The organism is Frigoribacterium sp. Leaf415 (assembly GCF_001424645.1).
In the GTDB taxonomy this organism is placed as follows: Bacteria; Actinomycetota; Actinomycetes; order Actinomycetales; family Microbacteriaceae; genus Frigoribacterium.
Map to the genome: position 1 here is coordinate 926,334 of NZ_LMQR01000001.1, position 25,095 is coordinate 951,428.

The following is a 25,095-nucleotide window of genomic DNA, read 5'->3' on the forward strand; positions in this document are numbered from 1 at the left end:
GCGGTCGTCGCTACGATGGGCAGCATGTCCGAGACCTCCGACGAGCCCACCGTCTTCAGCCGCATCGTCGCGCGCGAGATCCCCGCCGACATCGTGTTCGAGAGCGACACCGTCATCGCGTTCCGCGACATCGCGCCCCAGGCACCCGTCCACCTGCTCGTGGTGCCCAAGACCCAGGCGTACCGCGACGTCGTCGAACTCGCCGCGGGCGACCCGGCGCTGCTCGCCGAGCTGGTGGCGACCGCCTCCCGGCTCGCGGCCGACCCGGCGGCGTTCGGGGAACACTCCGGGTCCGAGTTCCGTTTGATCTTCAACACCGGCGCATCCGCCGGGCAGACCGTGTTCCACGTGCACGCCCATGTGCTCGGCGGACCCCTGGAGGAAGGCACCCTTGCCCACTAGCGACACGAACGCCACCGGCCCCTCGACACCGACGACGGGCGACGACGTCCGGCGCGTCGACGTCACCGTCGACGGCGTCGCCATGGTCCAGCTGCTGGGCCCGCAAGACCGCCTGCTCCGTGCGGTCGAGAAGCAGTACCCCGAGGTCCGCGTGCTCGTGCGCGGCAACGAGGTCACCCTCGAGGGGCCCTCGTCCGCCGTCGGCCGGGCCGAAGGGCTCGTAGACGAGCTCGTCTCGATGGTCCGGGGCGGCCACGACCTCGGCCCGGCCGAGGTCGCGACGTCGGCCCGTCTGCTCGACTCGGGGCAGGGCAGCCCGTCCGAGGTCTTCGGTCAGCCCATCGTCACCAGCCGCGGCAAGGGCGTCCGGGCGAAGACCCCGGGTCAGAAAGAGTACGTCGACGCGATCGACCAGCACACCATCACGTTCGGCGTCGGCCCGGCCGGTACGGGCAAGACCTACCTGGCCATGGCCAAGGCCGTCCAGGCGCTGCAGCGCCGCGAGGTCCAGCGGATCATCCTGACGCGTCCCGCGGTCGAGGCCGGCGAGCGGTTGGGGTTCCTGCCGGGCACGCTCACCGACAAGATCGACCCGTATCTCCGCCCGCTCTACGACGCGCTCAACGAGATGATGGACCCCGAGATCGTGCCCAAGCTGCTCGCGGCCGGCACCGTCGAGGTGGCCCCTCTCGCCTACATGCGCGGTCGCACCCTCAACGACGCGTTCGTCGTCCTCGACGAGGCGCAGAACACGACGCCCGAGCAGATGAAGATGTTCCTCACCCGTCTCGGCTTCGGCTCGCGCATGGTCGTGACGGGCGACGTCACCCAGGTCGACCTGCCCACCGGGGCCAGCGGCCTCCAGCTCGTCACGACGGTGCTCGACGGCATCGACGACATCCACTTCGCCCGTCTCACCAGCGACGACGTCGTGCGACACACGCTCGTCGGCCGCATCGTCGACGCGTACACGACCTACGACGCCGAGCGTCAGGCCCAGCAGCACCGCCGTCACGAGGCGGCCCACGACCAGGCCGAGTCGGGCAACCGCGCCGAGTCGCGGGCCGACGCCCGCGACCGCCTGCCCAAGAGAGGAACCCGGTGAGCATCGAGGTCGCCAACGAATCCGCCGTCGAGGTCGACGAGGCCACGGTCCAACGTCTGGCCACCTTCGCTCTCGACCAGATGCACGTGCACCCCGAGGCCGAGCTCGCGATCGTCTTCGTCGACGAGGCCGCGATGGAGCAACTCCACGTCCAGTGGATGGACGAACCCGGCCCGACCGACGTGCTGAGCTTCCCCATGGACGAGCTGCGTCCCGGCACCGAGGACGAGCCGACGCCGGCCGGCCTGCTCGGCGACATCGTCGTGTGTCCGCAGGTGGCCGTCGCCCAGGCCGCCACGGCGGGGCACACCCCTCTCGACGAGATGCTGCTGCTCACCTGTCACGGCATCCTGCACCTCCTCGGGTTCGACCACGCCGAGCCCGACGACGAGCGCGAGATGTTCGGCCTGCAGCGCGAGATCCTCGCGGCCTTCGCCGCGGCCGACACGAGCAGGTGACGCCGTGATGGTCACGGTCTTCGTCGTCGTGGCGGTCTTCCTGGTGGTCTTCGGCGGCCTGCTGGCCGCGGCCGACTCGGCCCTCGGCGTGCTCAGCCGCCAGGACCTCCTCGACGAGGCCGACGACGATCCGCGTCACGCGACGGCGCTCACCGCCATCGCGGCCGACGTCGGGGCACACGTCAACGCCGTCAACTTCGTGCGCATCCTGGCCGAGACGTCGGCGGCCGTCCTCGTGTCGTTGTCGTTCGCGTTCTCGGTCGAGCCCTGGTGGCTGGCCCTGCTGCTCTCGGCGCTCATCATGACGGTCGTGTCCTTCGTCCTCGTCGGCTCCAGCCCGCGCAGCGTCGGTCGCGCCCACGCCCGTGGTCTCGTGCGGCTCACCTCGGGGCTGGTGCGGTTCGTCCGGGTCGTCCTCGGGCCCCTGGCCGACGCCCTCGTGGCCGTCGGCAACCGGGTGACCCCCGGCCGTCCGCGCAGCGCGTCGTTCTCGTCCGAAGAGCAGTTGCTCAGCATGGTCGACGAGGCGACCGAGCTCGACGTCCTCGAAGAGGACGACCGCGAGCTCATCCACTCCATCTTCGAGTTCAGTGACACCGTGGTCCGCGAGGTCATGGTGCCCCGCACCGACATGGTCACGCTCGACGCCACCGCCTCGGTCGGATCGGCGATGAGCCTCTTCCTCGGCCGGGGCGTGTCCCGGGTGCCCGTCGTCGGCCGCGATTCCGACGACGTCGTCGGCATCGTGTACCTGCGCGACCTCGCCCGACGGTTGCACGAGCACAGCGGCGACGACTCGGCTCCCGTCACGACCCTCGCCCGCCCGGCGGTCTTCGTGCCCGAGTCCAAGAAGGCCGACGACGCGCTGCGACAGATGCAGCTCGACAAGAACCACCTCGCGATGGTCGTCGACGAGTACGGCGGCATCGCCGGCCTCGTCACGCTCGAGGACCTCATCGAAGAACTCGTCGGCGACATCAGCGACGAGTACGACCGCGAGGTCGCCCCGCAGCGCGAGGTCTCCGCGGGGGTCTTCCGGGTGAGTGCCCGTCTCCCCGTCGACGAGCTCGGCGACCTCTTCGGCCTCGAGCTCGACGACGACGACGTGGACTCGGTGGGTGGTCTGCTCACCAAGGTCCTGGGGCGACTGCCCGAGCAGGGGTCGGTCGTCCGCGTGTCGGGCCTCGTCCTCACGGCCGATCGCACCGAGGGTCGTCGGCACGATCTGCAGACCGTGCTGGTCGAGCGCGATGCCGACCTCGCGGACGCCCAGGCCGCGTTCGCCGACGCCGCTCGCGACGACTAGGCGCCGGGTCGTCGCGACCCCCCACCTCCCACCCGTTCCACCACGTTCACGAAAGGCCCCCATGTCGACCACCGGAGACGACTTCACCCCCTCGGCCGCGCCTCCTCGGGGGTCGACCTACCGAGCCGGGTTCGTCTCGTTCGTCGGGCGGCCCAACGTCGGCAAGTCGACGCTGACCAACGCCCTCGTGGGCCAGAAGGTGGCCATCACCTCGTCGAAGCCGCAGACGACCCGCCGGGCCATCCGCGGCATCGTGCACCAGGCGTCCGGTCAGCTGGTCCTGGTCGACACCCCGGGCATGCACCGTCCGCGGACGCTGCTCGGCGAGCGGCTCAACGACATCGTCCAGACCACGCTCGGCGACGTCGACGTGATCGGGTTCTGCGTGCCGGCCGACGAGAAGCTGGGCCCGGGCGACCGGTTCATCAACGAGCAGCTCGACCAGTACCCGAGGGCCAAGAAGGTCGCGATCGTCACCAAGACCGACGCGACGTCGCGGCCCGCGGTCGCCGAGCAGTTGCTCGCGGTCAGTCGACTGCGCGACTGGGAGGCCATCATCCCGTTGTCGGCCGTCAGCGACGTGCAGCTCGACGTCCTGACCGCCGAGCTCATCAAGCTCATGCCGTTGTCGCAGCCGCTCTACCCGTCCGACGCGGTGACCGAAGAGGGCCTGACCGACCGGGTGGCCGAGTACGTCCGCGAGGCCGCGCTCGAGGGCGTGCAGGACGAGCTGCCGCACTCGCTCGCCGTGACGATCGACGACATGGTCGAGCGTGACGACAAGGACCTCCTCGAGATCTACGCGAACCTGTTCGTCGAGCGGGACAGCCAGAAGGCCATCGTCATCGGCAAGGGCGGTCAGCGCCTGCGCGAGGTGGGCGAGCGTGCCCGGGCGCAGATCGAGCCGCTCGTCGGCAAGCAGGTGTTCCTGTCGATCCGCGTGAAGGTCGCCAAGGACTGGCAGCGCGACCCGAAGCAGCTCGGTCGGCTGGGGTTCTGACCCGTTCTGCCGGTCGCCCGGCCTCGTTCCCCTCGGGCGGGTCGGCCTCGTCCCTGCGGATGATCGTGATGGTCCCGAGGTCGTTCGCGCACGGCGCGAAGCCCGTGCGGGCCGCCGCAGGTCGTACGGTGGTCGGGTGATCTTCCGACGCCTCGCGCCCTACCAGGTCGCCGTCGACCTGTCGGCGGCGTTCTTGCTCGGCGTGGTCGGCCTGGTGTTGTCCGACGGCGTCGCGACGACCCCGTTCGTCGTGCTGGGCATGACGGTCACGTTCGCCCTGCGGCGACTGTCGCCCGGGCTCGCCCTGACCCTCGCCTGGCTGGTCGCCGCGTCCCAGATGATCACGGGCAGCACGCCCGGTGTCACGAACCTCGCGATCTGCGCGGTGCTGTACTCCACGGCCGCGTACGGCACCGACCGGGTCAAGTGGTCGGGCCTGGTCTCCGTGGGCGTGGGTGCCCTCCTGGGCACGTTCTACCTCTCGTTCGTGCAGCAGAGCCTGTTCGGCGTCGACTACGACATCTACGCGGTGACCGACGTCGTCCGCATCCTCCTGCAACTGGGGATCAGCCTCCTCGGCTTCCTCGCCCTGCTCGGCCTGCCCTGGGCCGGGGGACTGTTGGCCCGGGCGCGCTGGTCCGAGCGACTCAGCCGTGAGGCGCGGCTCATCGCCGAGCGCGAGACCGCCCGCGCCGAGAACGATGCCGCCCGGGCCGAACGTGAGGCCGCCCGAGCCGAGCGGGACATCGCCGTCGAGCAGGAACGCAACCGGATCGCCCGCGACATGCACGACGTCGTCGCCCACTCGCTGGCCGTCGTGATCGCCCAGGCCGATGGCGCCCGTTACGCCGCCCGGGTCGACCCGACCTCGGTCGACGGGGCGCTCACCACCATCGCCACGACGGCTCGGGAGGCCCTCGGCGACGTCCGCGTGCTCCTCGGTCAGCTGCGGCACAGCCAGGGCGAGGCGCCGCAGCCCGCCCTCGGTGACCTCGACCGTCTGCTCGACCAGATGCGCGGCTCGGGCCTCACGATCGACCTGCGCGTGACGGGCGAACCCCAGGTGCTCGGGACCAACCGGCAGCTCGCCGTGTTCCGCATCGTGCAGGAGAGCCTGACCAACGTCCTCCGGCACGGTGCCGTCGACCAGCCCGTGGGTCTGCACTTCGACTGGCGCTACGAGGCGCTGCACCTGGTGATCTCGAACGTCGTGCGGCCGCCGACACGTCCGGTCGACACGACCGGCGACGAGCGGCGGGGCGGCCACGGGCTCGACGGCATGCGGGAGCGTGCCACCCTGGCGGGCGGCTCGCTCACCACCCAGAACGCCGACGGACGCTTCGTCGTCCACGCCATGGTGCCGACCCTGGCACTGACCCAAGAGGTACGCATCCGATGATCGACATGCCCGGCCGCTCGACGGCACCCATCCGCGTCGCGCTGGTCGACGACCAGGCCCTGTTCCGTGCGGGCATCAAAATGCTGGTCGGCTCGCAGCCCGACCTCGAGTTCGTGGGCGAGGCCAGCAACGGCGACGAGGGCGTGGCGATGGTCGCGCGCACCACGCCCGACGTCGTCCTGATGGACATCCGCATGCCCGTCATGGACGGCATCGCCGCCACCACCGCCGTCCTGGCGCAGGCCGAGGCGGCCTCCCGCCGTCCGCCCCGCATCATCGTGCTGACCACGTTCGACCTCGACGAGGCCGCCACCCGGGCCATCCGAGGAGGCGCGAGCGGTTTCGTCCTCAAGGACGCCGACCCCGAGTTCCTCCTCGCCGCCATCCGCACCGTGCACGCGGGCAACGCCGTGATCGCGGCGTCCGCCACCCGTGAGCTCTTCGAGCACTTCGACGGACGCGCCTCGCGCGCCCGGGCCGTGCCCGAGTCGTTCGGCACCCTCACCACCCGAGAACGCGACATCTTCGACCTCGCGGCGCGGGGCCTCAGCAACTCCGAGATCGCGTCGCGGGAGTTCCTCAGCGAGGCGACCGTCAAGACCCACATCAGTCGTGTGCTGTCGAAGCTGTCCCTGCGCGACCGGGTGCAGCTCGTGGTCTACGCGTACGAACACGGGCTCGCCGAGTAGGCCCGGGCCGGCGGCGCGGCACGGTCGGTCGTCGACGGTGCGTCGTGCGATCGACCTGCGGGTGCCGTGTGGACGCTGACGGCACCTGATGAGACTGCTGTGATCGAGCGGCACGGCTCGTGTCGACCGGCTTCGTGACGGCAGAGTGTCACCTGGGTGGTCACCACCCCGACACTCCGCTGAAAGAAGCCCTCGCATGAACTGGTTGCTGTCGGTCCCGTTGCTGTCGTCGACGGTGCTGCTGGTGGTCGACGTCGTCGCCGCCCTGGTCGCGATCGGACTCCTCGTCCGTCCGCGGACCCGCCGGACGTGGTGGCGGTGGATCGTCCTCGCGGTCCTCGCCGGAGCCGCCCTGGGCGCCGTCGTCACGTGGTGGCTCGGCGACGTGCGCGACGTGCTGGGCCTGTCGCCGACCTGGGTGGACCGCCTCTGGGTCGCCGCGGTGGTCGCCGGCCTCGGGGTCGTCGTCGTCAACCTGTTCCGCACCCGGTGGTGGCGGAAGGTCGTGGCCGTGGTGGCGGTCGTGGTGTTCGCCCTGGCCGGGGGCCTGGCGCTGAACCGCGACGGCAGCGTGTACCAGAACCTGCCGCAGGCGCTCGGCCAGGACGAGGTGCCGGCTCTCCCGGCGACCGCCACCGCGCCTCCGTCCGCCGCTCCTGGCTCGACGGAGTTCGACCCGACCCTCTGGTCGACCTGGAAGGCGCCGGCCGACCTGCCGGCCACGGGCCGGTACGGCAGCGTGTCCATCCCCGGGACGGTCTCGCACTTCCCGGCACGCGACGCCGTCGTCTACCTGCCTCCGGCGGCCCTCGTGGCGAACGCCCCCGCCCTCCCGGTGATGATCATGATGTCGGGGCAACCGGCCGAACCGAGCTCGGTGGTCACGGCCGGCCACCTCGTCCGGACGCTGGACGCCTTCGCGGCGAAGAACCACGGTCTCGCGCCGATCGTCGTCGTGCCCGACCAGCTGAGTGCCGACGCGCACAACCCGATGTGCGTGGACGGCGCCCTGGGCAACAGCGCCACGTACATCACCACCGACGTGGTCGACTACATGACGAGCCACTTCCACGTGGCCTCCGGCCCGAGGGCGTGGGCGATCGGCGGGTTCTCGCAGGGGGGCACCTGCTCGATCCAGTTCGCCGCGGCGCATCCCGACCTGTTCTCGACCTTCATCGACGTGTCGGGTGAGCTCGGCCCGTCGATCGGCGACGAGAAGACCACGATCGCCCAGGGCTTCGCCGGGAACCGAGCCGCGTACGAGGCCGCCCAACCCCAGGCGATCATGGCGGAGCACGCGCCCTACGCGGACACCGCGGCGTTCTTCGCCGTCGGTGCCACCGACGCTCGGTACGGTCAGTTCATGACGGCGAACTCGGCGGCGGCGGCGAAGGCGGGCATGTCGGTGACGCGTTACGTGTCACCCGGCAGCGGACACGACTGGACGACCGCGACCAACGGCTTCGCCCACGGCATCGGGCAGTTCTACCCGCGCCTCGGCCTGAGCGCGGCGGTGCAGACCCCGTGAGCGCCGACGTGACCGTGGCCGGCCCGGACGCACCGACTCCGCCCGACCCCCACGAGCCGGGGCGGGTGCGACAGGTCGCAGAGGGCATCGGCACCCGTGTGGTGGCGTTCGTCCGCGTCCGTCCCGTGAGTCTCGCGCTCGCGCTGCTGCTCGTCGTGCTGGCCGTCGCCTCGGGCAGCCTGACGCACGCTCCGAGCGAGCGACTCCGGGACCTCGTCGGAGCGGGTCTCGACCCGTTCGAGGACCGCACCTCGTGGCTGCTCGTCTTCGGCTCGGTGTTCTTCGCCGGCGGTCCCGCCCAACTCGTCCTGGCCGTGGTCGGCGTCCTCGTGCTCGTGGGCGCCGCCGAGCGCCGCATGGGCCGGCGCCACACGGTCGCGGCCTACCTCGTGACGGCCGTCGTGGCGACCGGCGTCGGCGTCGCGGTGCAGGCCCTGGGGCAGGCGGTCGGCGAGACCTGGGCCCTCGAGGTGGCCGCCGAGTCCACCCTCCACCCGCTCACGCCCGCCCTCGGCACGATCATGACCGCCAGCGCGTTCTTCGGGCCGCTCTGGCGCCGCCGCATCCGGTTGGTCGGCTTCTCGTTCGTGTTCGCCTTCGTGCTGTACGACGGGCATCCCTCGGGTCTCTACGCACTCCTGGGTGCCCTCGTCGGGCTCGTGTTCGGGGTGGTGCTGGCCGGTCCTCCCGTCGAGCGCGGGTGGCTGCGCAGCTCGCACCACGAGGTGCGCCGCCTCGCGTCGACCATCGTCGCGGTGACGGCGGTCGGTCCCGTCCTGACCCTGCTCACCCGCAGCCCGATCGGGGCGCTCTCGCCCCTCGGCATGCTGTTCCGCGACGTCCTGCCGGGGCGGTCGCTCTCGGCCGCCTGCGCGGCTGCCGGACAGGGCGCACCCGACCGGCACGCGCCTCCCATCGGGGCCTGCGCGCGGGCCGCGGCCCTCGCCGGCATCGACGGCGTGCCGACCGTCTTGCTCAGCCTGCTGCCGCTGGCCGTCCTGCTCGTGTGTGCCTGGTACCTGCGGCGGGGTCGTCGCCTCGCCCTCGACGTGGCCGTCGCGGTCAACGGGCTGCTCGCCGTCTTCGCCGGCCTCTACTACGTGGTGTTGCCCGTCACGACCGACCCGGTCGTCGACCAGCCCCGTCACGTGGTCGAGAGGGTGGTGCTCGCCGTGGTGGCGGTCGCCGTTCCGGCCGCGGTCGCCGTCGGGCTGTTCTTCCTCCGTCGTCACTTCGGAGTCGGGGCCGAGGGGACGCGACGGCCGCGGTTCGCGCTCGTCGTCGTGCTGTCGGGTCTCGTGCTGGCCGTGACGTTCGCCGTCCTCGCATGGCTGGGGCGCGCCTCCTTCGTCCCGGCGATCGAACCGTGGACGCTGCTGCTCGACGTGCCCGAACGCTTCGTGCCGGTCGGGTTCGTCGGGCTCACCCGCATCGGGCCGGTGCCCGACGGCGGCGTCGTCCGGGCCGCGTTCGAGTGGGTGGGGCCGCTCTGGTGGCTCGTCGTGCTGGTCGGGCTCGTGGTGGGTGCCACACGGCCGGGCGACGTCCGTCCCGACGCGGCGCGTGCCCAGGTGCGCGAGATCGTGCACCGGGGGACCCCGGGCACGCTGTCGCACATGGCCCTCTGGGAGGGCAACCGGTACTGGTTCACGGCCGACGGTCGCGCCGCGGTCGCCTATCGCGTCGTCACGGGCATCGCCATCACCACGGGTGAGCCGCTGTGCTCGGCCGACCGGCTCCCCGAGGTGACCCGCGAGTTCGCCCGCTGGTGCGACGACCAAGGCCTCACCCCGGTCTTCTACAGCGTGCGGGGTGAGCTCTCGCCCCTGTACGCCGAGATGGGCTGGGCGACGCTGCCCGTCGGCGAGGAGACCGTGCTCCACCCGGCCACCTTCGCCATGACGGGCAAGAAGTGGCAGGACGTCCGGTCGAGCATCAACCGCGCGACGAAGAACGGGGTCCGGGCCGAGTGGACCCGCTACGCCGACCTCCGCCCCGCGGTCGCCCGCCAGATCGGCGAGATCAGCGAGCAGTGGGTCGCCGAGAAGAACCTGCCCGAGATGGGCTTCACCCTCGGCGGCGTGGACGAGTTGCGCGACCCCGACGTGGCGCTGATGCTCGCCCTGGACGAGGACGACTCGGTCCAGGCCGTGACGAGCTGGCTGCCCTCCTGGCGCGACGGAGAGGTCGTCGGCTGGACACTCGACTTCATGCGCCGTCGACCGGACAGCATGAACGGCGTGATGGAGTTCGTCATCGCCTCGTCGGCCCTGGCCATGAAAGAACAGGGCGTCGAGTTCCTCAGCCTCTCGGCGGCACCCCTCGCGACCAGTGCGCCGTCGGACGGCCCGGCGACGCAGACCGAGCGCGTGCTGACCTTCCTCGGGCGCGTGCTCGAGCCGGCCTACGGATTCCAGACCTTGCTGACCTTCAAGAAGAAGTTCCAGCCCGAGTTCGTGCCGCTCGTCATGGCCTTCCCCGATCCCGTGCAGCTGCCGGCCATCGGCACGGCCCTCGGCCGCGCCTACCTGCCCGACCTCTCGGTCGGGGCCGTCGTGCGGCTCGTCCGCACGGTGGTCTGATCGGGCGGGGGAGCCGAGGAGGCGCGGTGCCGGTCCGCGACGACCCGCGCCTCCTCGGTCGGTGCTAGCCTCGTCACGTGTTCACCGGCCTGCTCCTCCTTAGCTGCCGCGGCGAGTCCTGACCCAGGCCCCCCTCGTCGCGGAGTTCGTCGTCGGCCGACACCCCCGCGAAGAGCAGCCCCTCGAGGGCGAGAGAGACCACAGGACATGAAGAACGCACAGCAGCCGTCGCCCATGCCGATCCACAAGTACCGGCCCTTCCACGAGCAGATCGCCGTCGACCTTCCCGACCGCACCTGGCCCTCGAAGCGCATCACCGAGGCGCCGCGCTGGTGCGCCGTCGACCTGCGCGACGGCAACCAGGCGCTGATCGACCCGATGAGCCCCGAGCGCAAGCGCATCATGTTCGACCTGCTGGTCGGCATGGGCTACAAAGAGATCGAGGTCGGCTTCCCGAGCGCCTCGCAGACCGACTTCGACTTCGTGCGAAGCCTCATCGACGAGGGTGCCATCCCGGACGACGTGACGATCCAGGTGCTGACCCAGGCGCGCGAGCACCTGATCGCCCGCACCTACGAGTCGATCGCCGGCGCCAAGCAGGCCATCGTCCACCTGTACAACTCGACGAGCGTGCTGCAGCGCGACGTCGTGTTCCGTACCGACCGTCAGGGCATCGTCGACATCGCGCTCGAGGGCGTCCGGCTGTGCCTCGAGGCCGAGAAGACCATCCCCGAGACGGCCGTCTTCTACGAGTACTCGCCCGAGAGCTACACCGGCACCGAGCTCGACTTCGCGCTCGACATCTGCAACCAGGTGATCGAGGCCTTCGACGCGACGCCCGAGCGCCCCGTGATCGTCAACCTGCCGGCGACCGTCGAGATGGCGACCCCCAACGTCTACGCCGACTCGATCGAGTGGATGCACCGTCACCTGGCCCGTCGCGACAGCGTCATCCTGTCGCTGCACCCGCACAACGACCGGGGCACCGGCATCGCCGCCGCCGAGCTGGGCTACCTGGCCGGCGCCGACCGCATCGAGGGCTGCCTCTTCGGCAACGGCGAGCGCACCGGCAACGTCGACCTCGTCGCGCTGGGCATCAACCTGTTCACCCAGGGCATCGACCCGCAGATCGACTTCAGCGACCTCGACATGGTCAAGCGCACGGCCGAACACTGCAACCAGCTGCCCGTGCACGAGCGCAGCCCGTGGGCCGGCGACCTCGTCTACACGGCGTTCTCCGGTTCGCACCAGGACGCCATCAAGAAGGGCTTCGAGGCCATGGCCGCCACCGCGGCGTCGCGCGGCGTCGACGTCGACGCCCTCGAGTGGGCGGTGCCGTACCTGCCGGTCGACCCCAAAGACCTGGGACGCAGCTACGAGGCGGTCATCCGGGTCAACTCGCAGTCGGGCAAGGGCGGCGTGGCCTACCTGCTCAAGGCCGACCACGCGATCGACTTGCCGCGCAAACTGCAGATCGAGTTCAGCGGCGTCGTCCAGTCACGCACCGACGAAGAGGGCGGCGAGATGACGAGCGCCCACATCTGGTCGATCTTCCAGGACGAGTACCTGCCCGCCGACGAGGCCGACGACAAGTGGGGTCGCTTCGAGCTGACCCGGACGAGCACCTCGAGCGACATGTCGGGCGAGACCGTGCTCGACGTCGACCTGCGGGTCGGCGAGACCGTCGAGTCGACCTCAGCCCGCGGCACCGGACCCATCGCGGCGTTCATCGCCGTGCTCGCCGAGCAGGGCGTCCAGGTCAAGCTGTACGACTACGTCGAGCACACCCTCAGCGCCTCGGGCGACGCGCAGGCCGCTGCCTACGTCGAGCTCGACGTCGACGGCACCCGGCTCTGGGGCGTCGGCATCGACGCCGACATCTCGACGGCCTCGCTCAAGGCCATCGTCTCGGCGGTGAACCGCGCCATCCGCACGACGACCGACGTGCGCGAGCTCGCCTCGGTCTAGGCGGCCTGCCCCGTCCGGCCCCGCCCGTCCCGACCCGCCCCCGGTGCCCTCGGCGCCGGGGGCGTCGTCGTGCCGCCGGCGTCGTCGTGTGCCGGAGGTGTCGTGGTGCGGCCGGTGTCGTCGCGTGGCCGGAGGCGTCGGCAACTCCTGGCTGGTGTCGCGCGCGGGTGTGGGTGTGCGGCGTGTCGGGGTGTGCTGGCGCAGGGGGCAGGAGTTGCCGACGGGTGCGGGCAACTCCTGGCTGGTGTCGCGCACGGGTGTGGGTGTGCGGCGTGTCGGGGTGTGCTGGCGCAGGGGGCAGGAGTTGCCGACGGGTGCGGGCAACTCCTGGGTGGTGTCGCGCGCGGGTGTGGGTGTGCGGCGTGTCGGGGTGTGCTGGCGCAGGGGGCAGGAGTTGCCGACGGGTGCGGCACGGGCGACACACGCGGTGCGGGGCCAGCGGGGTGCGGGGGCAGCTGCCGTTCACGGGCGCCCGAAGTCAGCGGGCCCGACGCCCGGGGCCCGGGGTCAGCGGGGCCGGCGCCAGCGGGGGAGCCGGCTGAGGGCGCGCTGTTCGGGCAGGGTCCACCCGAACCGGACCGCCAGCATGCGGATGACCAGCGTGATCGACGTGCCCGCGATGGCGGAGACGGCCACGGGTGCCCCGAGCGACACGGCCACGACCAGCACGACGGTGCCGCCGGCCGCCGCCACGGCGTAGAGCGACCCCACGTGCATCATCGCGATGGTGAGGTTCATCAGCAGGTCGCGCAGCACCGAGCCGCCGACGGCCGCGATGACCCCGACGAACACGGCCGGGATCTCGGGCAGTCCGAGCGAGAGCGCCTTGGTCGACCCGATCGCGCCGAGCAGGCCGATCGTGAGGGCGTCGAGCACGGTGATGACCCCCGCCAGCCGGGTGAACACCCGCTGCAGCGCCATGCCGACGATCGCGGCCGCGACGGCGACGAGCAGGTACCAGTTGCTCGTCATGGCCCGGGGCACCTCGCCGAGCAGGACGTCGCGCAGCACGCCGCCGCCGAGACCGGTGGCGATGCCGATGATGGCGATGCCGAGCAGGTCGAGACGCCGGTCCTTGTACTCGGAGGCGAACATCGCCCCCTGCAGGCTGCCGATGCCGACGGCGAGGAGGTCCACCCACAGGGGTACGGCGAAGACTGTGGCGTGCACCTGTCGTTTGTACCACGCGTGCGATGCTTGGTCGGTGCCCGTCTACCGTGATGAATGCGTCGTCTTGCGCACCCATAAGCTGGGTGAGGCCGACCGCATCCTCACGATGCTCAGCCGCAACCACGGCAAGATCCGGGCCGTGGCCAAGGGCGTCCGGCGGACGGCCTCGAAGTTCGGCGCGCGGCTCGAGCCGATGATGGTCGCCGACCTCCAGCTCTACGAGGGCCGTTCGCTCGACATCGTGCAGCAGGCCGAGTCGCTCGGTTCGTACGGTGCCGTGATCGCGGCCGACTACGAGAGCTACACGGCCGGCAGCGTGATGGTCGAGACGGCCGACAAGCTGACCGAGGCCGAGGCGGGTCTGCAGCAGTACCTCCTGCTCGTCGGGGCCCTCCGCTCGCTCGCGCGTCACGAGCACGCTCCCCAGCTCACGCTCGACTCGTACCTCCTGCGTGCGCTCAGCATCGCGGGCTGGTCGCCGAGCTTCGGCGACTGCGCCGTCACCGGTGAACCCGGGCCGCACTCGGCCTTCGTCGTGCAGCTGGGTGGCGTGGTGGCCGACTCGCACGCGCCTCCCGGCGCTCCGCGCTTGACGCAGGAGGCGCTGGCCCTGTTGGGCGCGCTGCTCACGGGGGACTGGGGCCACGCCGAGGACTCGCCCGACGCGACCCGCAACCAGGCGAGCGGCGTCGTCGCCGCCTACACGCAGTGGCACCTCGAACGGGGACTGCGATCGCTGCAGCACGTCGACCGGGTGCCCGGAAGAGAGAGACCGTGAAGAAGACCCACCGCGACGCCGCCGACTTCCGCCCGCTCGACTGGACCGGCGTCCACCCGCCGGCGATGCCGAGGAGCGCCGTGCCCGAGCACGTCGCGATCGTCATGGACGGCAACGGGCGCTGGGCCAACGGGCGCGGCCTCACGCGCGTCGAGGGGCACAAGGCGGGCGAGATGTCGCTGCTCGACGTGGTCGCCGGGGCGATCCAGATCGGCGTGAAGCACCTGAGCGTCTACGCGTTCTCGACCGAGAACTGGAAGCGTTCGCCCGACGAGGTGCGTTTCCTGATGGGCTTCAACCGCGACGTGCTGCACCGCCGCCGCGACCAGCTGAACGCCTGGGGGGTGCGGGTCCGCTGGGCCGGACGGAAACCGCGGCTGTGGGGGTCGGTGATCAAAGAACTGCAGTTCGCCGAAGAGCTGACGAAGGGCAACGACGTCCTGACGTTGACGATGTGCGTCAACTACGGCGGGCGGACCGAGATCGCCGACGCGGTGCGCTCGATCGCCGACGACGTCGCGGCCGGCCGGATCAAGCCCTCGGCCGTGGGCGAGAAGCTGATCCAGAAGCGGTTGTACGCTCCCGAACTGCCCGACGTCGACCTGTTCGTGCGCAGCTCGGGCGAGCAGCGCACGAGCAACTTCATGCTCTGGCAGTCCGCCTACGCCGAGATGGTGTTCCTCGATCGGCTGTGGCCCGACTTCACCCGTACCGACCTGTGGCAGGCCGTCGACACCTACGCCTCGCGCACCCGTCGGTTCGGGGGAGCGGTGGACACCCCGACCCCGGCCTGACCGGACGTCCGTCAGAACTGGATGTTCGCGCCCAGGAAGATCCGCTCGGCCGGCCACAGGAACTGCAGGGTCAACGGTCCGTCGCTCGCCCTGTGGAACCAGGCGTTGGCGAAGACCGTGGACTCGCCGGGCAGCAGGTACCAGTTGGCGCTGTCGGCCGGGAACTTCGACTCGAGCGAGGTCTCGTAACCCATCTGGGTCAACAGGTCCTGCCCGGCGAAGACGTCCTGCGTCGCGAGGTCGTTGCCGTACGACGAGTAGTCGGCGCTCAGGTCGGTCAGGTCGAGCCGACGCTGCGAGTTGTTCGTCAGGACGTAGGCCGTGACCTCGACGTCGGTGCCCGCCGGGTAGGGGTCGGTGCCGTCGGGGCGGGCGTAGATCGAGGGTGCCGAGGTCGTCAGCTCGCCGACGCCGTAGACGTAGATGGTGAGGTCCTTGTAGTTGACCTGGCCGAGCAGCGTGCCGCCGGGGGCGAGGGCGTCGGGTTGCGACCCCGTGCCGCCGCCGGTGCCGGGGGCGCCGGTCACCTGGGGCTGCGGCGCCCCGCTGGCACCCGGGCCCGAGGTCGCCGCCGACCCGTCCGCGCCGACGGGCGTGAGGTCGTCCAGGCTCGGGAAGCAGCCGGTCAGCCCGACGAGGGCCAGCACCGAGACGGCGATGCCGACGGTCAGTCTTCTGCGCACGACCTGCACCTCTCCTGGTTCGTCGGACCAGCCTAACCCGGCGCCACCGACGGCTCGCCCCGTCGGACCGGCACGAGGCCCAGCGCGTCGCCGTCCACCTGCTCGAAGGCGTCCAGGACCGCGCGCACGCTCGGCACGCGGTCGCCGCCCCGCCCGTGGACGACGTGCACCACCCGGGCGAGGCCCTCGTCCAGGCCGACCACGCGCACCCCGGCAGGCACGGCGGCGGACACCAACGACAGCCCCGGCAGCAGCGCGACGCCGAGCCCCGCCGCGACGAGACCGAGCACGGCCAGGGCGTTGTCCGTCTCGAGCACGATCTCGGGCTCGAACCCGGACGCGGCGCAGGTGGCGAGCAGGTGGCCCCGGCAGCGGGGGCATCCGCCGATCCACCTCTCGTCCGCCAGGCCGGCGAAGTCGTCGCCGCCTGCGAACGGGTGCGCCGTCGGCAGGACCAGCACCGTGCGGTCGACGAAGGAGGCGCGGTGCAGCAGCCCGTCGAGGTCGCGTTCGCCCCCGGTGTCGCCGCCGTGGCGGAAGGTGACCGCGACGTCCGCCGAGCCGTCCCGCAGTCGTGCCAGCGCCTCCGGGGGTTCCGCCTCGACGTAGTCGACCGTCAGGCCGGGGTGGCGGTCGCGTAGCCGTGACAGCACGTCGGGGACGATCGTGGACGACGCGCTGGGGAAGCCGGCCAGTGTGACGCGGCCCGTGGCGACGCCGCCCAGGGCGTCGAGGTCCTGCCGCGCGGCGTCGAGGGCCGCCTGCACGTGCACGGCGTGGGCCGCGAGCCTCTGACCGGCCTCGGTGAGGGCGACGCCGCGTCCCGCACGCAGCACGAGCGGCTGACCGACCTGGCGTTCGGCCCGCCGGAGCTGCTGGCTGACGGCGGGTTGGCTGTAGCCGAGCAGGGCGGCGGCCGCCGTGATCGTGCCGGTGTCCGCGACGGCGCGGACGACGCGCAGCGACGCGAGATCGAGATCGTCGGTCATGCTCGAATCATAAGCCGGGGTGATGGATGACCTCAGACACTGGCGGTTGTCCCGCGATCTCGGCGGGAGGAGCCTGAGGGCATGACCGAGTCCCGTCCCGACCTCTTCGCCCCTGCTCCGGGGTACCTCGCGGCCTGCACCATGGGCCTGCCGATGCGGTCGACGGTCGAGGCGCTGCGAACCGACCTCGACCGGTGGTCGTCCGGTCGGGCCGGGCCCGTCGCCTACGGCGCCGTCGTCGAGGAGGCGCGCGCGGCCTTCGCCCGGCTGGCCCGGGTCGACGTCGGCCGCGTCGCCATCGCGTCCCAGACGTCGGCGATGGTCGCGGTGATCGCGGCCTCGGTCCCGGACGGCGCCGAGGTGCTCGTGCCCACGGGCGACTTCAGCTCGATCGTCTACCCCTTCGTGGTGCAGGAGGCGCGGGGCGTCCGGGTGCGGAGCGTCCCGCTCGACGAGGTGGCCGGCTCGGTCGGGCCCGACACGCACCTCGTGGCCTGGTCGGCCGTCCAGTCCGCCACGGGCGAGGTCGCCGACGACGCGGCCATCGTCGCCGCGGCGGCCCGTCACGGGGCGCTGACGCTGTGCGACCTGACCCAGGCCGCCGGCGTGCGACCCGTCGACGCCTCGCGGTACGACGCCAGCGTCACGCACGCCTACAAGTGGTTGTGCTGCCCGCGCGGGGTGGCGTTCCTCACCCTGGGGGAGCGGCTGCAGCGCGTCATGGTGCCGGCGCAGGCCGGTTGGTACGCGGGCGACGACGTCTGGGGCTCGTGCTACGGCCCCGAGATGCGGCTCGCCGCGGACGCCCGGGCGTTCGACGTCTCGCCCGCCTGGCAGGCCTGGGCCGGGGCCCTGCCCGCGCTCCGCACGTTCGCCGGGCTCGACGCCGACGAGACCTGGGCCCACGCCGCCGGGACGGGCGACGCGCTCTGCTCGCGGCTCGGGATCGAGGCGCAGGGCCGCGCGATCGTGACCTGGGCCGATCCCGACGGACGCGACCAGCGCCTCCTCGGCGACGCCGGTCTCGTGGTCTCGGGGCGCGCCGGTCGCGTCCGCGTGGCGTTCCACCTCTGGAACGACGAGAGCGACGTCGAGGCCGTCGCCGTCGCGCTCGGCCGGTGACGCGCCGCCGCTAGAGTTGCCGGGTACCTCGACCGACCGGGCACCCAGCTCGGGCCTCAACTCATCGGAGCATCACACGTGGCAGCACCCAACCGTCTCGATTCCGTCATCGCCCTGGCCAAGCGCCGCGGCTTCGTCTTCCAGTCGGGAGAGATCTACGGCGGTTCGCGCTCGGCCTGGGACTACGGGCCCCTCGGCGTCGCGCTGAAGGAGAACATCAAGCGCCAGTGGTGGCAGACCATGGTGCAGGGCCGCGACGACGTCGTCGGCCTCGACTCGGCGGTCATCCTGCCGCGTCAGGTGTGGGAGGCCTCGGGCCACGTCGAGGTCTTCAGCGACCCGCTGGTCGAGTCGCTGCACACCCACAAGCGTTACCGCGCGGACCACCTGCTCGAGGCGTACGAGGCCAAGCACGGCCACCCGCCCGAGAACGGCCTGGCCGACGTCCGCGACCCCGACACCGGGCAGCCCGGCTCGTGGACCGAACCGCAGAACTTCTCGGGCCTGCTCAAGACCTTCCTCGGCCCGGTCGACAACGAGCAGGGCATGGCCTACCTGCGACCCGAGACCGCGCAGGGCATCTTCACCAACTTCGACAACATCCTGCAGTCGTCACGCATCAAGCCGCCGTTCGGCATCGGCCAGATCGGCAAGAGCTTCCGCAACGAGATCACGCCCGGCAACTTCATCTTCCGCACGCGCGAGTTCGAGCAGATGGAGATGGAGTTCTTCGTCGAGCCCGGCACCGACGAAGAGTGGCACCAGTACTGGATCGACCAGCGGTTCCAGTGGTACGTCGACCTCGGCATCGACCCCGAGAACCTGCGCCTCTACGAGCACGCCGCCGAGAAGCTCTCGCACTACTCGAAGCGCACCGTCGACATCGAGTACCGTTTCCGCTTCGCCGGCGGCGAGTTCGGCGAGCTCGAGGGCATCGCGAACCGCACCGACTACGACCTCAAGACCCACGCCGCCGCCTCGGGCAAAGACCTGACCTACTTCGACCAGGCCAAGAACGAGCGATGGACGCCCTTCGTCATCGAGCCCGCGGCCGGCCTGACCCGCTCGCTCATGGCGTTCCTCGTCGACGCGTACACCGAAGACGAGGCGCCGAACGCGAAGGGCGGGGTCGACAAGCGCACCGTGCTGAAGCTCGACCGGCGCCTGGCTCCGATCAAGGTCGCCGTCCTGCCGCTCAGCCGCAACGAGCAGCTGTCGCCCATGGCCCGGGGGCTCGCCGCGGACCTCCGCAAGTACTGGAACATCGACTTCGACGACGCCGGGGCCATCGGCCGCCGCTACCGCCGCCAGGACGAGATCGGCACGCCATTCTGCGTCACCGTCGACTTCGACTCACTCGAGGACGACGCCGTGACCGTGCGTGAGCGCGACACCATGGCCCAGCAGCGCATCCCGCTGGCCGGGCTGCGGGCCTACCTGGCCGAGCAGCTGCTCGGCGCGTAGCTGTCTGGGTCGGCGCCCCCGCCGGGCCCTCGTCGTGCACCCCCTGCACGTCGAGGGCCCGTCCTGCGTCGTGCACCCGCCCCGCCCCGCCCCGCGGGCCCGCCCGGCGTCGCCCACCCCGCGTCGCGCACCTGCTGCACGTCGCCCCGTCCCGCGTCGTGCACCCGCCCCACGTCGTTTCGTCCGTCGTCCTGCACCCGCCCCACGTCGCCCCGTCGTGCGTCGGCAACTCCTGCCCCCTGCGCCCCCGCGCTTCGAACACCCGGCGTGTCGTGTGCCCGAAGCGCACGGGGCAGGAGTTCCCGACCGCCCCCCGCGCGCGCGCCCGCCCCCGGTGCCCACGCACCAGGTCGCAGCCGGTCCGCCCGCCCGGTCCGTCGGCAACTCCTGCCTCCTGCTGCGCCCGGGGCCGAGCACGCGGCGTGTCATCCGGCGACGACGCAGGAGGCAGGAGTTGTCCACGCCGGACCGGCGCTCAGTGCGACGAGGGCTCGCCCCCAAGATCCCCGCGTGAGGCTGTCGTCCCCAGGCCGCCCGCGCTGCCCGCGGTAGAGGGGCACCGTCCGGCACGCTGCGGGACATGACAACGATTGCCGAACTCGTCTCCGACGCGGGTGGACTCCTGCACAAACGCGATCTCGTCGCGTGGGGTGCCACGGACCGCCACCTGACCGCCGCCGTCCGCTCCCGTTCGGTCAGTCGACCCCGACGCGGCTGGTACTCGACGTGGCCGCGGCACGACCCGCGGTTCGTCGCCGTCGCGGTGGGAGGCCGACTCACCGGGGCCTCCGCCCTGCACCAGCTCGGGGCCTGGTCGTGGCGACGTCCGCCGATCACGGTCTCCGTGCCCGAGACCGCGTCACGGCTCCGACGGCGACGCGGTGTCCGGGTGGTCTGGGACCCTGTCGAGCTGGGGGCCCGTGGCTCGACCTGGGCCGTGGACCCGCGAGACGCCCTCGCCCGCGCGGTGGTCGAGACGCGGTCCCTCGAGGACGCGGTCATCCTGGTCGACTGGGCCCGCAGGGTCGGCATCGTGACCGACGACGAGGACGCCACCGAGGTCCTGGCCCGGAAACGTGCCGACGCCGCGGGGCTGGTGGCCTGGAGCGACGGGGGAGCCGAGAGCATCCTCGAGTCGGCGGCCGGGACGCGGCTCCGGCAGGCCGGGCACCATGTCGTGAGACAGGTGCCCGTCGGAGACACGGGCAAGATCCTCGACATGCTCGTCGACGGGATCGTCGGTCTCGAGACCGACGGTCGCGAGCACCACGAGAGACGGTTCGACCGGGACCGTCTCAAGGACGCAGACATCGCCCTCGACGGGCGTGTGCCCTTCCGGGCGGGGACGACCATGGTCCGTGACCTGTGGGGCCGCACCTCGACCGCGATCGAGGCCCTGGTCACCACGGCGGGCGGCCCGAGACCGGAGTCACGTGTCGGCAACTCCTGCCTGCCGCGTGTGCTCGGGCCGCGGGGCCGCAGGAATTGGCGGCTCGCCGCACCGGGCCGACGCGGGAGGCAGGAGTTGCCGACAGGGGAAGGCGGGTGAGGGCGAAGCGCGACGGAGCGACGGGGCGAAGCGCGACGGGGCGACGGGGCGATGGGGCGATGGGGCGACGGGGCGATGGGGTGACGGGGCGACGGGGCGACGGGGCGATGGGGCGACGCGTGAGGGGGCGCCGGGAATGGGAAGGCCCGGGCGCGAGTTGGGCCTGCCGTGACCGCAGACTCCGCCACCCCGTCCGCGACCGTCAAGGTCGACATCTGGTCCGACATCGCCTGCCCGTGGTGCTTCATCGGCAAGCGCAAGTTCGAGGAGGCCGTGCGACGTTTCGGCGGCCCCGTCGAGGTCGAGTACCACTCGTTCGAGCTGTCTCCCGACACCCCGGTCGACTTCGAGGGCGACGAGGTCGACTTCCTCTCGAAGCACAAGGGCATGCCCGCCGACCAGGTCCGCGGCATGCTCGACACCGTCGCCGGCATCGCGTCCGAGGTCGGCCTCGCCTACGACTTCGAGCACCTGCAGCACACCAACACGGTCAAGGCGCACGAGCTGCTGCACTTCGCCAAGGCGAACGGTCGTCAGACCGAGATGAAGGAACGCCTCCTCCACGCCTACTTCGAGGAGGGCCGCCACGTGGGCCGCGTGGACGATCTCGTCGCGCTGGCCGGCGAGGTCGGCCTCGACGAGCAGGAGGCGCGCGAGGCACTCGAGACCGGACGTCACCTCGACGACGTGCGGGCCGACCAGGCCCAGGCGCAGGCCTTCGGCATCACCGGAGTCCCGTTCTTCGTCCTCGACGGCAAGTACGGCATCTCGGGCGCACAAGCTCCCGAGACCTTCGTGCAGGCCCTCGAGCAGGTCGCCTCCGAGGTGGCCCGATGACCGAGCCCGTCGAGGTCGAGAAGCCGTCCGTGCCCTTCACCATGCTCGGCGCACCGGACGCAGCCGCCTGCGAGGGGGACTCCTGCCTCGTCGTCCTGCCGAGCACCGCCGGTGGGTCATCCGACGGGGTCACGGACGACGAGCCCGGGAGGCGCGGCGTCAGTCGCTGATGTCGGCCACGGTCGCGTCGTACCCGGCGATCAGGTCGTCGGCCTCGACGAAGGCGCTGAAGCCGTGGGCTCCGGCACCCAGGGCGACGCGCCTCCCGACGATGCGGGAGTCCGCGACCACCGGCCACGCGGTCGAGCTGCCCAGGGGAGTGATCGTGCCCCGTTCGTACCCGGTGACCTCGAGGGCGACGTCCGCGCTCGGCATGGACAGCTTGTTGACGCCGACGACCGCTCGGAGCTTCGCCCACGAGATCTGCCGGTCGCCCGGGACGAGCGCGAACAGGAACGACCCGTCGTGGCGTTTGACCACCAGGCTCTTCACGATGTCGGAGGGCTGCAGTCCGAGCAGCGCGGCGGCGGCCTCGAGCGAGTCGGCCGCCGGACGCGCCACGATCTCGACCGCGAGACCGTGTGCGGCGGCGTCCGTGCGCACCCGCCCCGTGCCGTCGACCCGCCCCGGGTCGCCCCCGACGTCCGCGTCGTCCACACCACTCGTCAGCCCGCCGTCGCTCATGGGAGAATCGTAACGATGTCCACCACCACCCTGCCCTCGCGCGGTCTCTCGATCGGTCCGATCGACGTGGCCTCGCCGGTCGTGCTCGCCCCCATGGCCGGCATCACCAACACGGCCTACCGTCGCCTCTGTCGCGAGTACGGCGCCGGCCTCTACGTCAGCGAGATGATCACGAGTCGGGCTCTGGTCGAGCGCACGCCCGAGTCGATGCGCCTCATCCAGCACCACGAGTCCGAGACCCCCCGCAGCATCCAGCTCTACGGCGTCGAGCCCAACACGGTGGCCGAGGCGGTCACCATGCTCGTCGCCGAGGACCGCGCCGACCACATCGACCTCAACTTCGGCTGCCCGGTCCCCAAAGTCACCCGCAAGGGTGGCGGTTCGGCCCTCCCCTGGAAGATCGGCCTCTTCCGCGAGATCGTCGAGGGTGCGGTCGCGGCCGCGGGTGACATCCCGGTGACCGTCAAGATGCGCAAGGGCATCGACGACGACCACCTCACCTACCTCGAGGCCGGTCGCGCCGCGCAGGGCGCAGGCGTGGCCAGCATCGCGTTGCACGCGCGCACCGCGGCCGACTTCTACTCGGGCACCGCCGACTGGTCGGCCATCGCGACCCTGAAACAGACGATCACCGACGTGCCGGTCCTCGGCAACGGCGACATCTGGTCGGCGGCCGACGCGCTGCGCATGGTCGACGAGACCGGCTGCGACGGCGTGGTCGTCGGCCGGGGCTGCCTCGGCCGACCGTGGTTGTTCGGTGACCTCGCCGCGGCCTTCCGCGGTGAAGACCTCAAGGCCGAGCCGACCCTCGGCGAGGTGGGCCGCGCCTTCCGCCGTCACGCCGAGCTCATGGTCGAGTTCTGGTCGGGCGACGAGGGGCGGGCCTGCCGAGACATGCGCAAGCACGTCGCCTGGTACTTCAAGGGCTACCCCGTGGGCGGTGAGGTACGGGCGGCTCTCGCCCTGGCCGACTCGCTGCAGCAGATCGACGACCTGCTCGCCACGATGGACCCCGACGAGCAGTACCCCGGCGAGGCGGCCGAGGGGCCGCGGGGTCGTGCCGGCAGCCCCAAGCGACCCGCCCTGCCCGACCGGTGGCTCGAGAGCCGCGACCTCGACGAGGCCTTCAAGGCCGAGCTCGCCGCCGCCGAACTGCACCACAGCGGCGGCTAGGCACGCCCGTCAGCGACATCCCTTCCCGTCCCGACCGAGAGGCCCCGGTGTCCACCGAAGCCCTGCCGAGTGCTGCCCCCGGGTACGACCCCGCCGACTCCGAGCGCTGGTTGCCCGAGCAGCACTCCAACCGGCGCAGCGACTTCGCCCGCGATCGGGCACGTCTGCTGCACTCGAGCGCGCTGCGTCGTCTGGCGGCGAAGACGCAGGTGCTGAGCCCGACCGCCGGCCTCGACTTCGCCCGCAACCGGCTCACGCACTCGCTCGAGGTCGCGCAGGTCGGCCGTGAGCTCGCGACGAGCCTGGGCCTCGACCCCGACGTCGTCGACACGGCCTGTCTCGCGCACGATCTCGGCCACCCACCGTTCGGGCACAACGGCGAGCGGGCCCTGAACGAGTGGTCGTCCGACATCGGCGGCTTCGAGGGCAACGCGCAGACCCTCCGGCTGCTGACCCGCATCGAACCGAAGGTGATCGACGCGACCGGGCGGAGCTTCGGGCTGAACCTGACCCGCGCGAGCCTCGACGCCAGTTGCAAGTACCCTTGGCCGGCGGCCCAGGGCATCCCCGACCCGGGCGGTCGGATGAAGTTCGGCTTCTACGACGACGACACGGCCGCCTTCGAGTGGCTGCGCCGGGGTGCTCCGCGTCGGCGACGGTGCGTCGAGGCCCAGGTGATGGACCTCAGCGACGACATCGCGTACTCCGTCCACGACTTCGAGGACGCCGTGGTCAACGGGTACGTCGACGTCGCGGCCCTGGGGGCCCGGGTCGACCACGACTCGCTCGTCACGGCCATGCACGCGTGGGTCGGCGGCGAGCTCAGCCGCGACGAGCTGACCGAGGCCTTCGACCGGTTGCAGGCGCTGCCGTTCTGGCTCGAGTCGTACGACGGCAGCCGGTTCGCGCAGGCCCGCCTCAAGAACCTCACGAGTCAGCTGATCGGCCGGTTCGCCGGCTCGGCCACGCAGGCGACCCGCGACTCGTATCCCGGTGACGCCCTGATGCGCTTCGGCGCCTCGGTCGTCGTCGCCCCCGACGTGATCGGCGAGATCGCCGTGCTCAAGGGCATCGTCGCGGCCTTCGTCATGACGAGTGACGACCGGCAGCCGGTCTACCTGCGGCAGCGCGAGGTGCTCACCGGCCTCGCCGACGCCCTCTGGCAGGCGGGCCCTTCCGAACTCGACCGGGGCTTCGCGGCCGACTGGGCCTCGGCCGACGACGACGCCGCGAGGCGTCGGGTCGTCGTCGACCAGGTCGCCTCGCTGACCGACCAGAGCGCCATGGCCTGGCACGACCGGCTGACCGCCGGCCGCTGAGCCCCCCGAGGAGGCGCGGGTCCTCCCCAGCCCCACCGCGCCTCCTCGTCCTCCCGCGGTCGGCCCACCGGGTCGGCGCCGTCGGTGGCGCGATCT

General features: G+C 71.8%; 23 protein-coding genes. 19 read left to right on the forward strand and 4 right to left on the reverse strand.

Annotation, left to right across the window (positions count from 1 at the left end):
- Window positions 1–24 precede the first annotated feature (24 nt).
- The 10 genes from ASG28_RS04270 to leuA all read left to right on the forward strand — a co-directional run bounded on the left by ASG28_RS04270 (window position 25) and on the right by leuA (window position 12,437).
- Window positions 25–402 (forward strand): histidine triad nucleotide-binding protein, encoded by a 378-nt coding sequence (locus ASG28_RS04270; protein ID WP_055976874.1) that lies wholly within the window; start codon window positions 25–27, stop codon window positions 400–402.
- Window positions 392–1,507 (forward strand): PhoH family protein, encoded by a 1,116-nt coding sequence (locus tag ASG28_RS04275; protein ID WP_055972388.1) that lies wholly within the window; start codon window positions 392–394, stop codon window positions 1,505–1,507. The genes ASG28_RS04270 and ASG28_RS04275 overlap by 11 nt, the downstream gene beginning before the upstream one ends.
- Window positions 1,504–1,965 carry an rRNA maturation RNase YbeY gene (gene ybeY, locus ASG28_RS04280; protein ID WP_054146222.1) on the forward strand — a complete coding sequence of 154 codons (462 nt, stop codon included), beginning with the start codon at window positions 1,504–1,506 and terminating at the stop codon, window positions 1,963–1,965. The genes ASG28_RS04275 and ybeY overlap by 4 nt, the downstream gene beginning before the upstream one ends.
- 7 nt (window positions 1,966–1,972) lie before the next feature.
- On the forward strand, window positions 1,973–3,271 hold the full coding sequence (locus ASG28_RS04285) for a hemolysin family protein (RefSeq protein ID WP_055972391.1): 1,299 nt from the start codon (window positions 1,973–1,975) through the stop codon (window positions 3,269–3,271).
- A gap of 61 nt (window positions 3,272–3,332) precedes the next feature.
- Window positions 3,333–4,271: a GTPase Era gene (era, locus tag ASG28_RS04290; protein ID WP_055972396.1), complete on the forward strand. Its 939-nt coding sequence runs from the start codon at window positions 3,333–3,335 to the stop codon at window positions 4,269–4,271.
- A gap of 136 nt (window positions 4,272–4,407) precedes the next feature.
- Entirely contained in the window at window positions 4,408–5,670 is a 1,263-nt protein-coding gene (locus ASG28_RS04295; protein ID WP_055972399.1) for a sensor histidine kinase, read from the forward strand.
- The gene (locus tag ASG28_RS04300; RefSeq protein WP_369813612.1) at window positions 5,667–6,359 is read left to right on the forward strand and encodes a response regulator; all 693 of its coding nucleotides are present in this window, start codon (window positions 5,667–5,669) and stop codon (window positions 6,357–6,359) included. The genes ASG28_RS04295 and ASG28_RS04300 overlap by 4 nt, the downstream gene beginning before the upstream one ends.
- 196 nt (window positions 6,360–6,555) lie before the next feature.
- Complete coding sequence (locus tag ASG28_RS04305; RefSeq protein ID WP_055972402.1) at window positions 6,556–7,887, forward strand: alpha/beta hydrolase; 1,332 nt, start codon at window positions 6,556–6,558, stop codon at window positions 7,885–7,887.
- Window positions 7,884–10,469, forward strand: coding sequence for a DUF2156 domain-containing protein (locus tag ASG28_RS04310; RefSeq protein WP_055972405.1), 2,586 nt, complete (start codon window positions 7,884–7,886; stop codon window positions 10,467–10,469). The genes ASG28_RS04305 and ASG28_RS04310 overlap by 4 nt, the downstream gene beginning before the upstream one ends.
- Before the next feature lie 207 nt (window positions 10,470–10,676).
- The gene (gene leuA / locus ASG28_RS04315; protein ID WP_055972407.1) at window positions 10,677–12,437 is read left to right on the forward strand and encodes a 2-isopropylmalate synthase; all 1,761 of its coding nucleotides are present in this window, start codon (window positions 10,677–10,679) and stop codon (window positions 12,435–12,437) included.
- Between the two features lie 507 nt (window positions 12,438–12,944).
- Here the strand turns inward: leuA and ASG28_RS04320 are convergent.
- Window positions 12,945–13,607 (reverse strand): trimeric intracellular cation channel family protein, encoded by a 663-nt coding sequence (locus ASG28_RS04320; protein ID WP_055972410.1) that lies wholly within the window; start codon window positions 13,605–13,607, stop codon window positions 12,945–12,947.
- 34 nt (window positions 13,608–13,641) lie between these two features.
- Between ASG28_RS04320 and recO the strand changes: the two genes are divergently transcribed.
- Together recO and ASG28_RS04330 are read left to right on the forward strand one after the other, a co-directional pair.
- Window positions 13,642–14,385 (forward strand): DNA repair protein RecO, encoded by a 744-nt coding sequence (gene recO, locus ASG28_RS04325; RefSeq protein ID WP_055972413.1) that lies wholly within the window; start codon window positions 13,642–13,644, stop codon window positions 14,383–14,385.
- Entirely contained in the window at window positions 14,382–15,179 is a 798-nt protein-coding gene (locus tag ASG28_RS04330; RefSeq protein ID WP_055972416.1) for an isoprenyl transferase, read from the forward strand. Before recO ends, ASG28_RS04330 begins: the two co-directional genes overlap by 4 nt.
- An 11-nt stretch (window positions 15,180–15,190) precedes the next feature.
- Here the strand turns inward: ASG28_RS04330 and ASG28_RS04335 are convergent, their stop codons facing one another.
- Together ASG28_RS04335 and ASG28_RS04340 are read right to left on the reverse strand one after the other, a co-directional pair.
- A complete protein-coding gene (locus ASG28_RS04335) occupies window positions 15,191–15,862 on the reverse strand; it encodes a hypothetical protein (RefSeq protein WP_157485640.1) in 672 nt (223 codons plus the stop codon).
- Window positions 15,863–15,894: 32 nt separating this feature from the next.
- Window positions 15,895–16,851, reverse strand: a complete 957-nt coding sequence (locus ASG28_RS04340; RefSeq protein WP_055972423.1) for a LysR family transcriptional regulator — start codon at window positions 16,849–16,851, stop codon at window positions 15,895–15,897.
- Between the two features lie 81 nt (window positions 16,852–16,932).
- On the opposite strand from ASG28_RS04340, the gene ASG28_RS04345 reads away from it, so the two are divergent.
- The 5 genes from ASG28_RS04345 (at window position 16,933) to ASG28_RS16350 (ending at window position 21,993) form a co-directional block, all read left to right on the forward strand.
- Window positions 16,933–17,973, forward strand: a complete 1,041-nt coding sequence (locus ASG28_RS04345; protein WP_055972425.1) for an aminotransferase class V-fold PLP-dependent enzyme — start codon at window positions 16,933–16,935, stop codon at window positions 17,971–17,973.
- A gap of 78 nt (window positions 17,974–18,051) precedes the next feature.
- Window positions 18,052–19,437: a glycine--tRNA ligase gene (locus tag ASG28_RS04350; protein WP_055972428.1), complete on the forward strand. Its 1,386-nt coding sequence runs from the start codon at window positions 18,052–18,054 to the stop codon at window positions 19,435–19,437.
- 580 nt (window positions 19,438–20,017) lie between these two features.
- Window positions 20,018–20,986, forward strand: coding sequence for a hypothetical protein (locus tag ASG28_RS04355; protein WP_055972431.1), 969 nt, complete (start codon window positions 20,018–20,020; stop codon window positions 20,984–20,986).
- 168 nt (window positions 20,987–21,154) lie between these two features.
- Window positions 21,155–21,823, forward strand: coding sequence for a DsbA family oxidoreductase (locus tag ASG28_RS04360; protein WP_055972433.1), 669 nt, complete (start codon window positions 21,155–21,157; stop codon window positions 21,821–21,823).
- Window positions 21,820–21,993, forward strand: a complete 174-nt coding sequence (locus ASG28_RS16350) for a hypothetical protein (protein ID WP_157485641.1) — start codon at window positions 21,820–21,822, stop codon at window positions 21,991–21,993. Before ASG28_RS04360 ends, ASG28_RS16350 begins: the two co-directional genes overlap by 4 nt.
- Here ASG28_RS16350 and ASG28_RS04365 read toward each other — a convergent pair.
- Window positions 21,983–22,507, reverse strand: coding sequence for an aminoacyl-tRNA deacylase (locus ASG28_RS04365; RefSeq protein WP_082454361.1), 525 nt, complete (start codon window positions 22,505–22,507; stop codon window positions 21,983–21,985). The two genes, ASG28_RS16350 and ASG28_RS04365, sit on opposite strands and share 11 nt — an antisense overlap.
- Window positions 22,508–22,522: 15 nt before the next feature.
- Here ASG28_RS04365 and dusB point away from each other — a divergent pair, with 15 nt between their 5' ends.
- Window positions 22,523–23,680: a tRNA dihydrouridine synthase DusB gene (gene dusB, locus ASG28_RS04370; RefSeq protein WP_055972437.1), complete on the forward strand. Its 1,158-nt coding sequence runs from the start codon at window positions 22,523–22,525 to the stop codon at window positions 23,678–23,680.
- A 47-nt stretch (window positions 23,681–23,727) separates the two neighbouring features.
- Window positions 23,728–24,999 (forward strand): deoxyguanosinetriphosphate triphosphohydrolase, encoded by a 1,272-nt coding sequence (locus tag ASG28_RS04375; protein WP_235477550.1) that lies wholly within the window; start codon window positions 23,728–23,730, stop codon window positions 24,997–24,999.
- The last annotated feature ends 96 nt before the right edge of the window (window positions 25,000–25,095 follow it).

Bases quoted from the DNA above. Each gene is read 5' to 3' on its own strand.
- ASG28_RS04270 (WP_055976874.1), top strand. From the start codon at position 25: ATGTCCGAGACCTCCGACGAGCCCACCGTCTTCAGCCGCATCGTCGCG.
- ASG28_RS04285 (WP_055972391.1), top strand. From the start codon at position 1,973: ATGGTCACGGTCTTCGTCGTCGTGGCGGTCTTCCTGGTGGTCTTCGGC.
- era (WP_055972396.1), top strand. From the start codon at position 3,333: ATGTCGACCACCGGAGACGACTTCACCCCCTCGGCCGCGCCTCCTCGG.
- ASG28_RS04300 (WP_369813612.1), top strand. From the start codon at position 5,667: ATGATCGACATGCCCGGCCGCTCGACGGCACCCATCCGCGTCGCGCTG.
- ASG28_RS04305 (WP_055972402.1), top strand. From the start codon at position 6,556: ATGAACTGGTTGCTGTCGGTCCCGTTGCTGTCGTCGACGGTGCTGCTG.
- leuA (WP_055972407.1), top strand. From the start codon at position 10,677: ATGAAGAACGCACAGCAGCCGTCGCCCATGCCGATCCACAAGTACCGG.
- ASG28_RS04340 (WP_055972423.1), bottom strand. From the start codon at position 16,851: ATGACCGACGATCTCGATCTCGCGTCGCTGCGCGTCGTCCGCGCCGTC.
- ASG28_RS04345 (WP_055972425.1), top strand. From the start codon at position 16,933: ATGACCGAGTCCCGTCCCGACCTCTTCGCCCCTGCTCCGGGGTACCTC.
- ASG28_RS04355 (WP_055972431.1), top strand. From the start codon at position 20,018: ATGACAACGATTGCCGAACTCGTCTCCGACGCGGGTGGACTCCTGCAC.
- ASG28_RS16350 (WP_157485641.1), top strand. From the start codon at position 21,820: ATGACCGAGCCCGTCGAGGTCGAGAAGCCGTCCGTGCCCTTCACCATG.
- ASG28_RS04365 (WP_082454361.1), bottom strand. From the start codon at position 22,507: ATGAGCGACGGCGGGCTGACGAGTGGTGTGGACGACGCGGACGTCGGG.
- dusB (WP_055972437.1), top strand. From the start codon at position 22,523: ATGTCCACCACCACCCTGCCCTCGCGCGGTCTCTCGATCGGTCCGATC.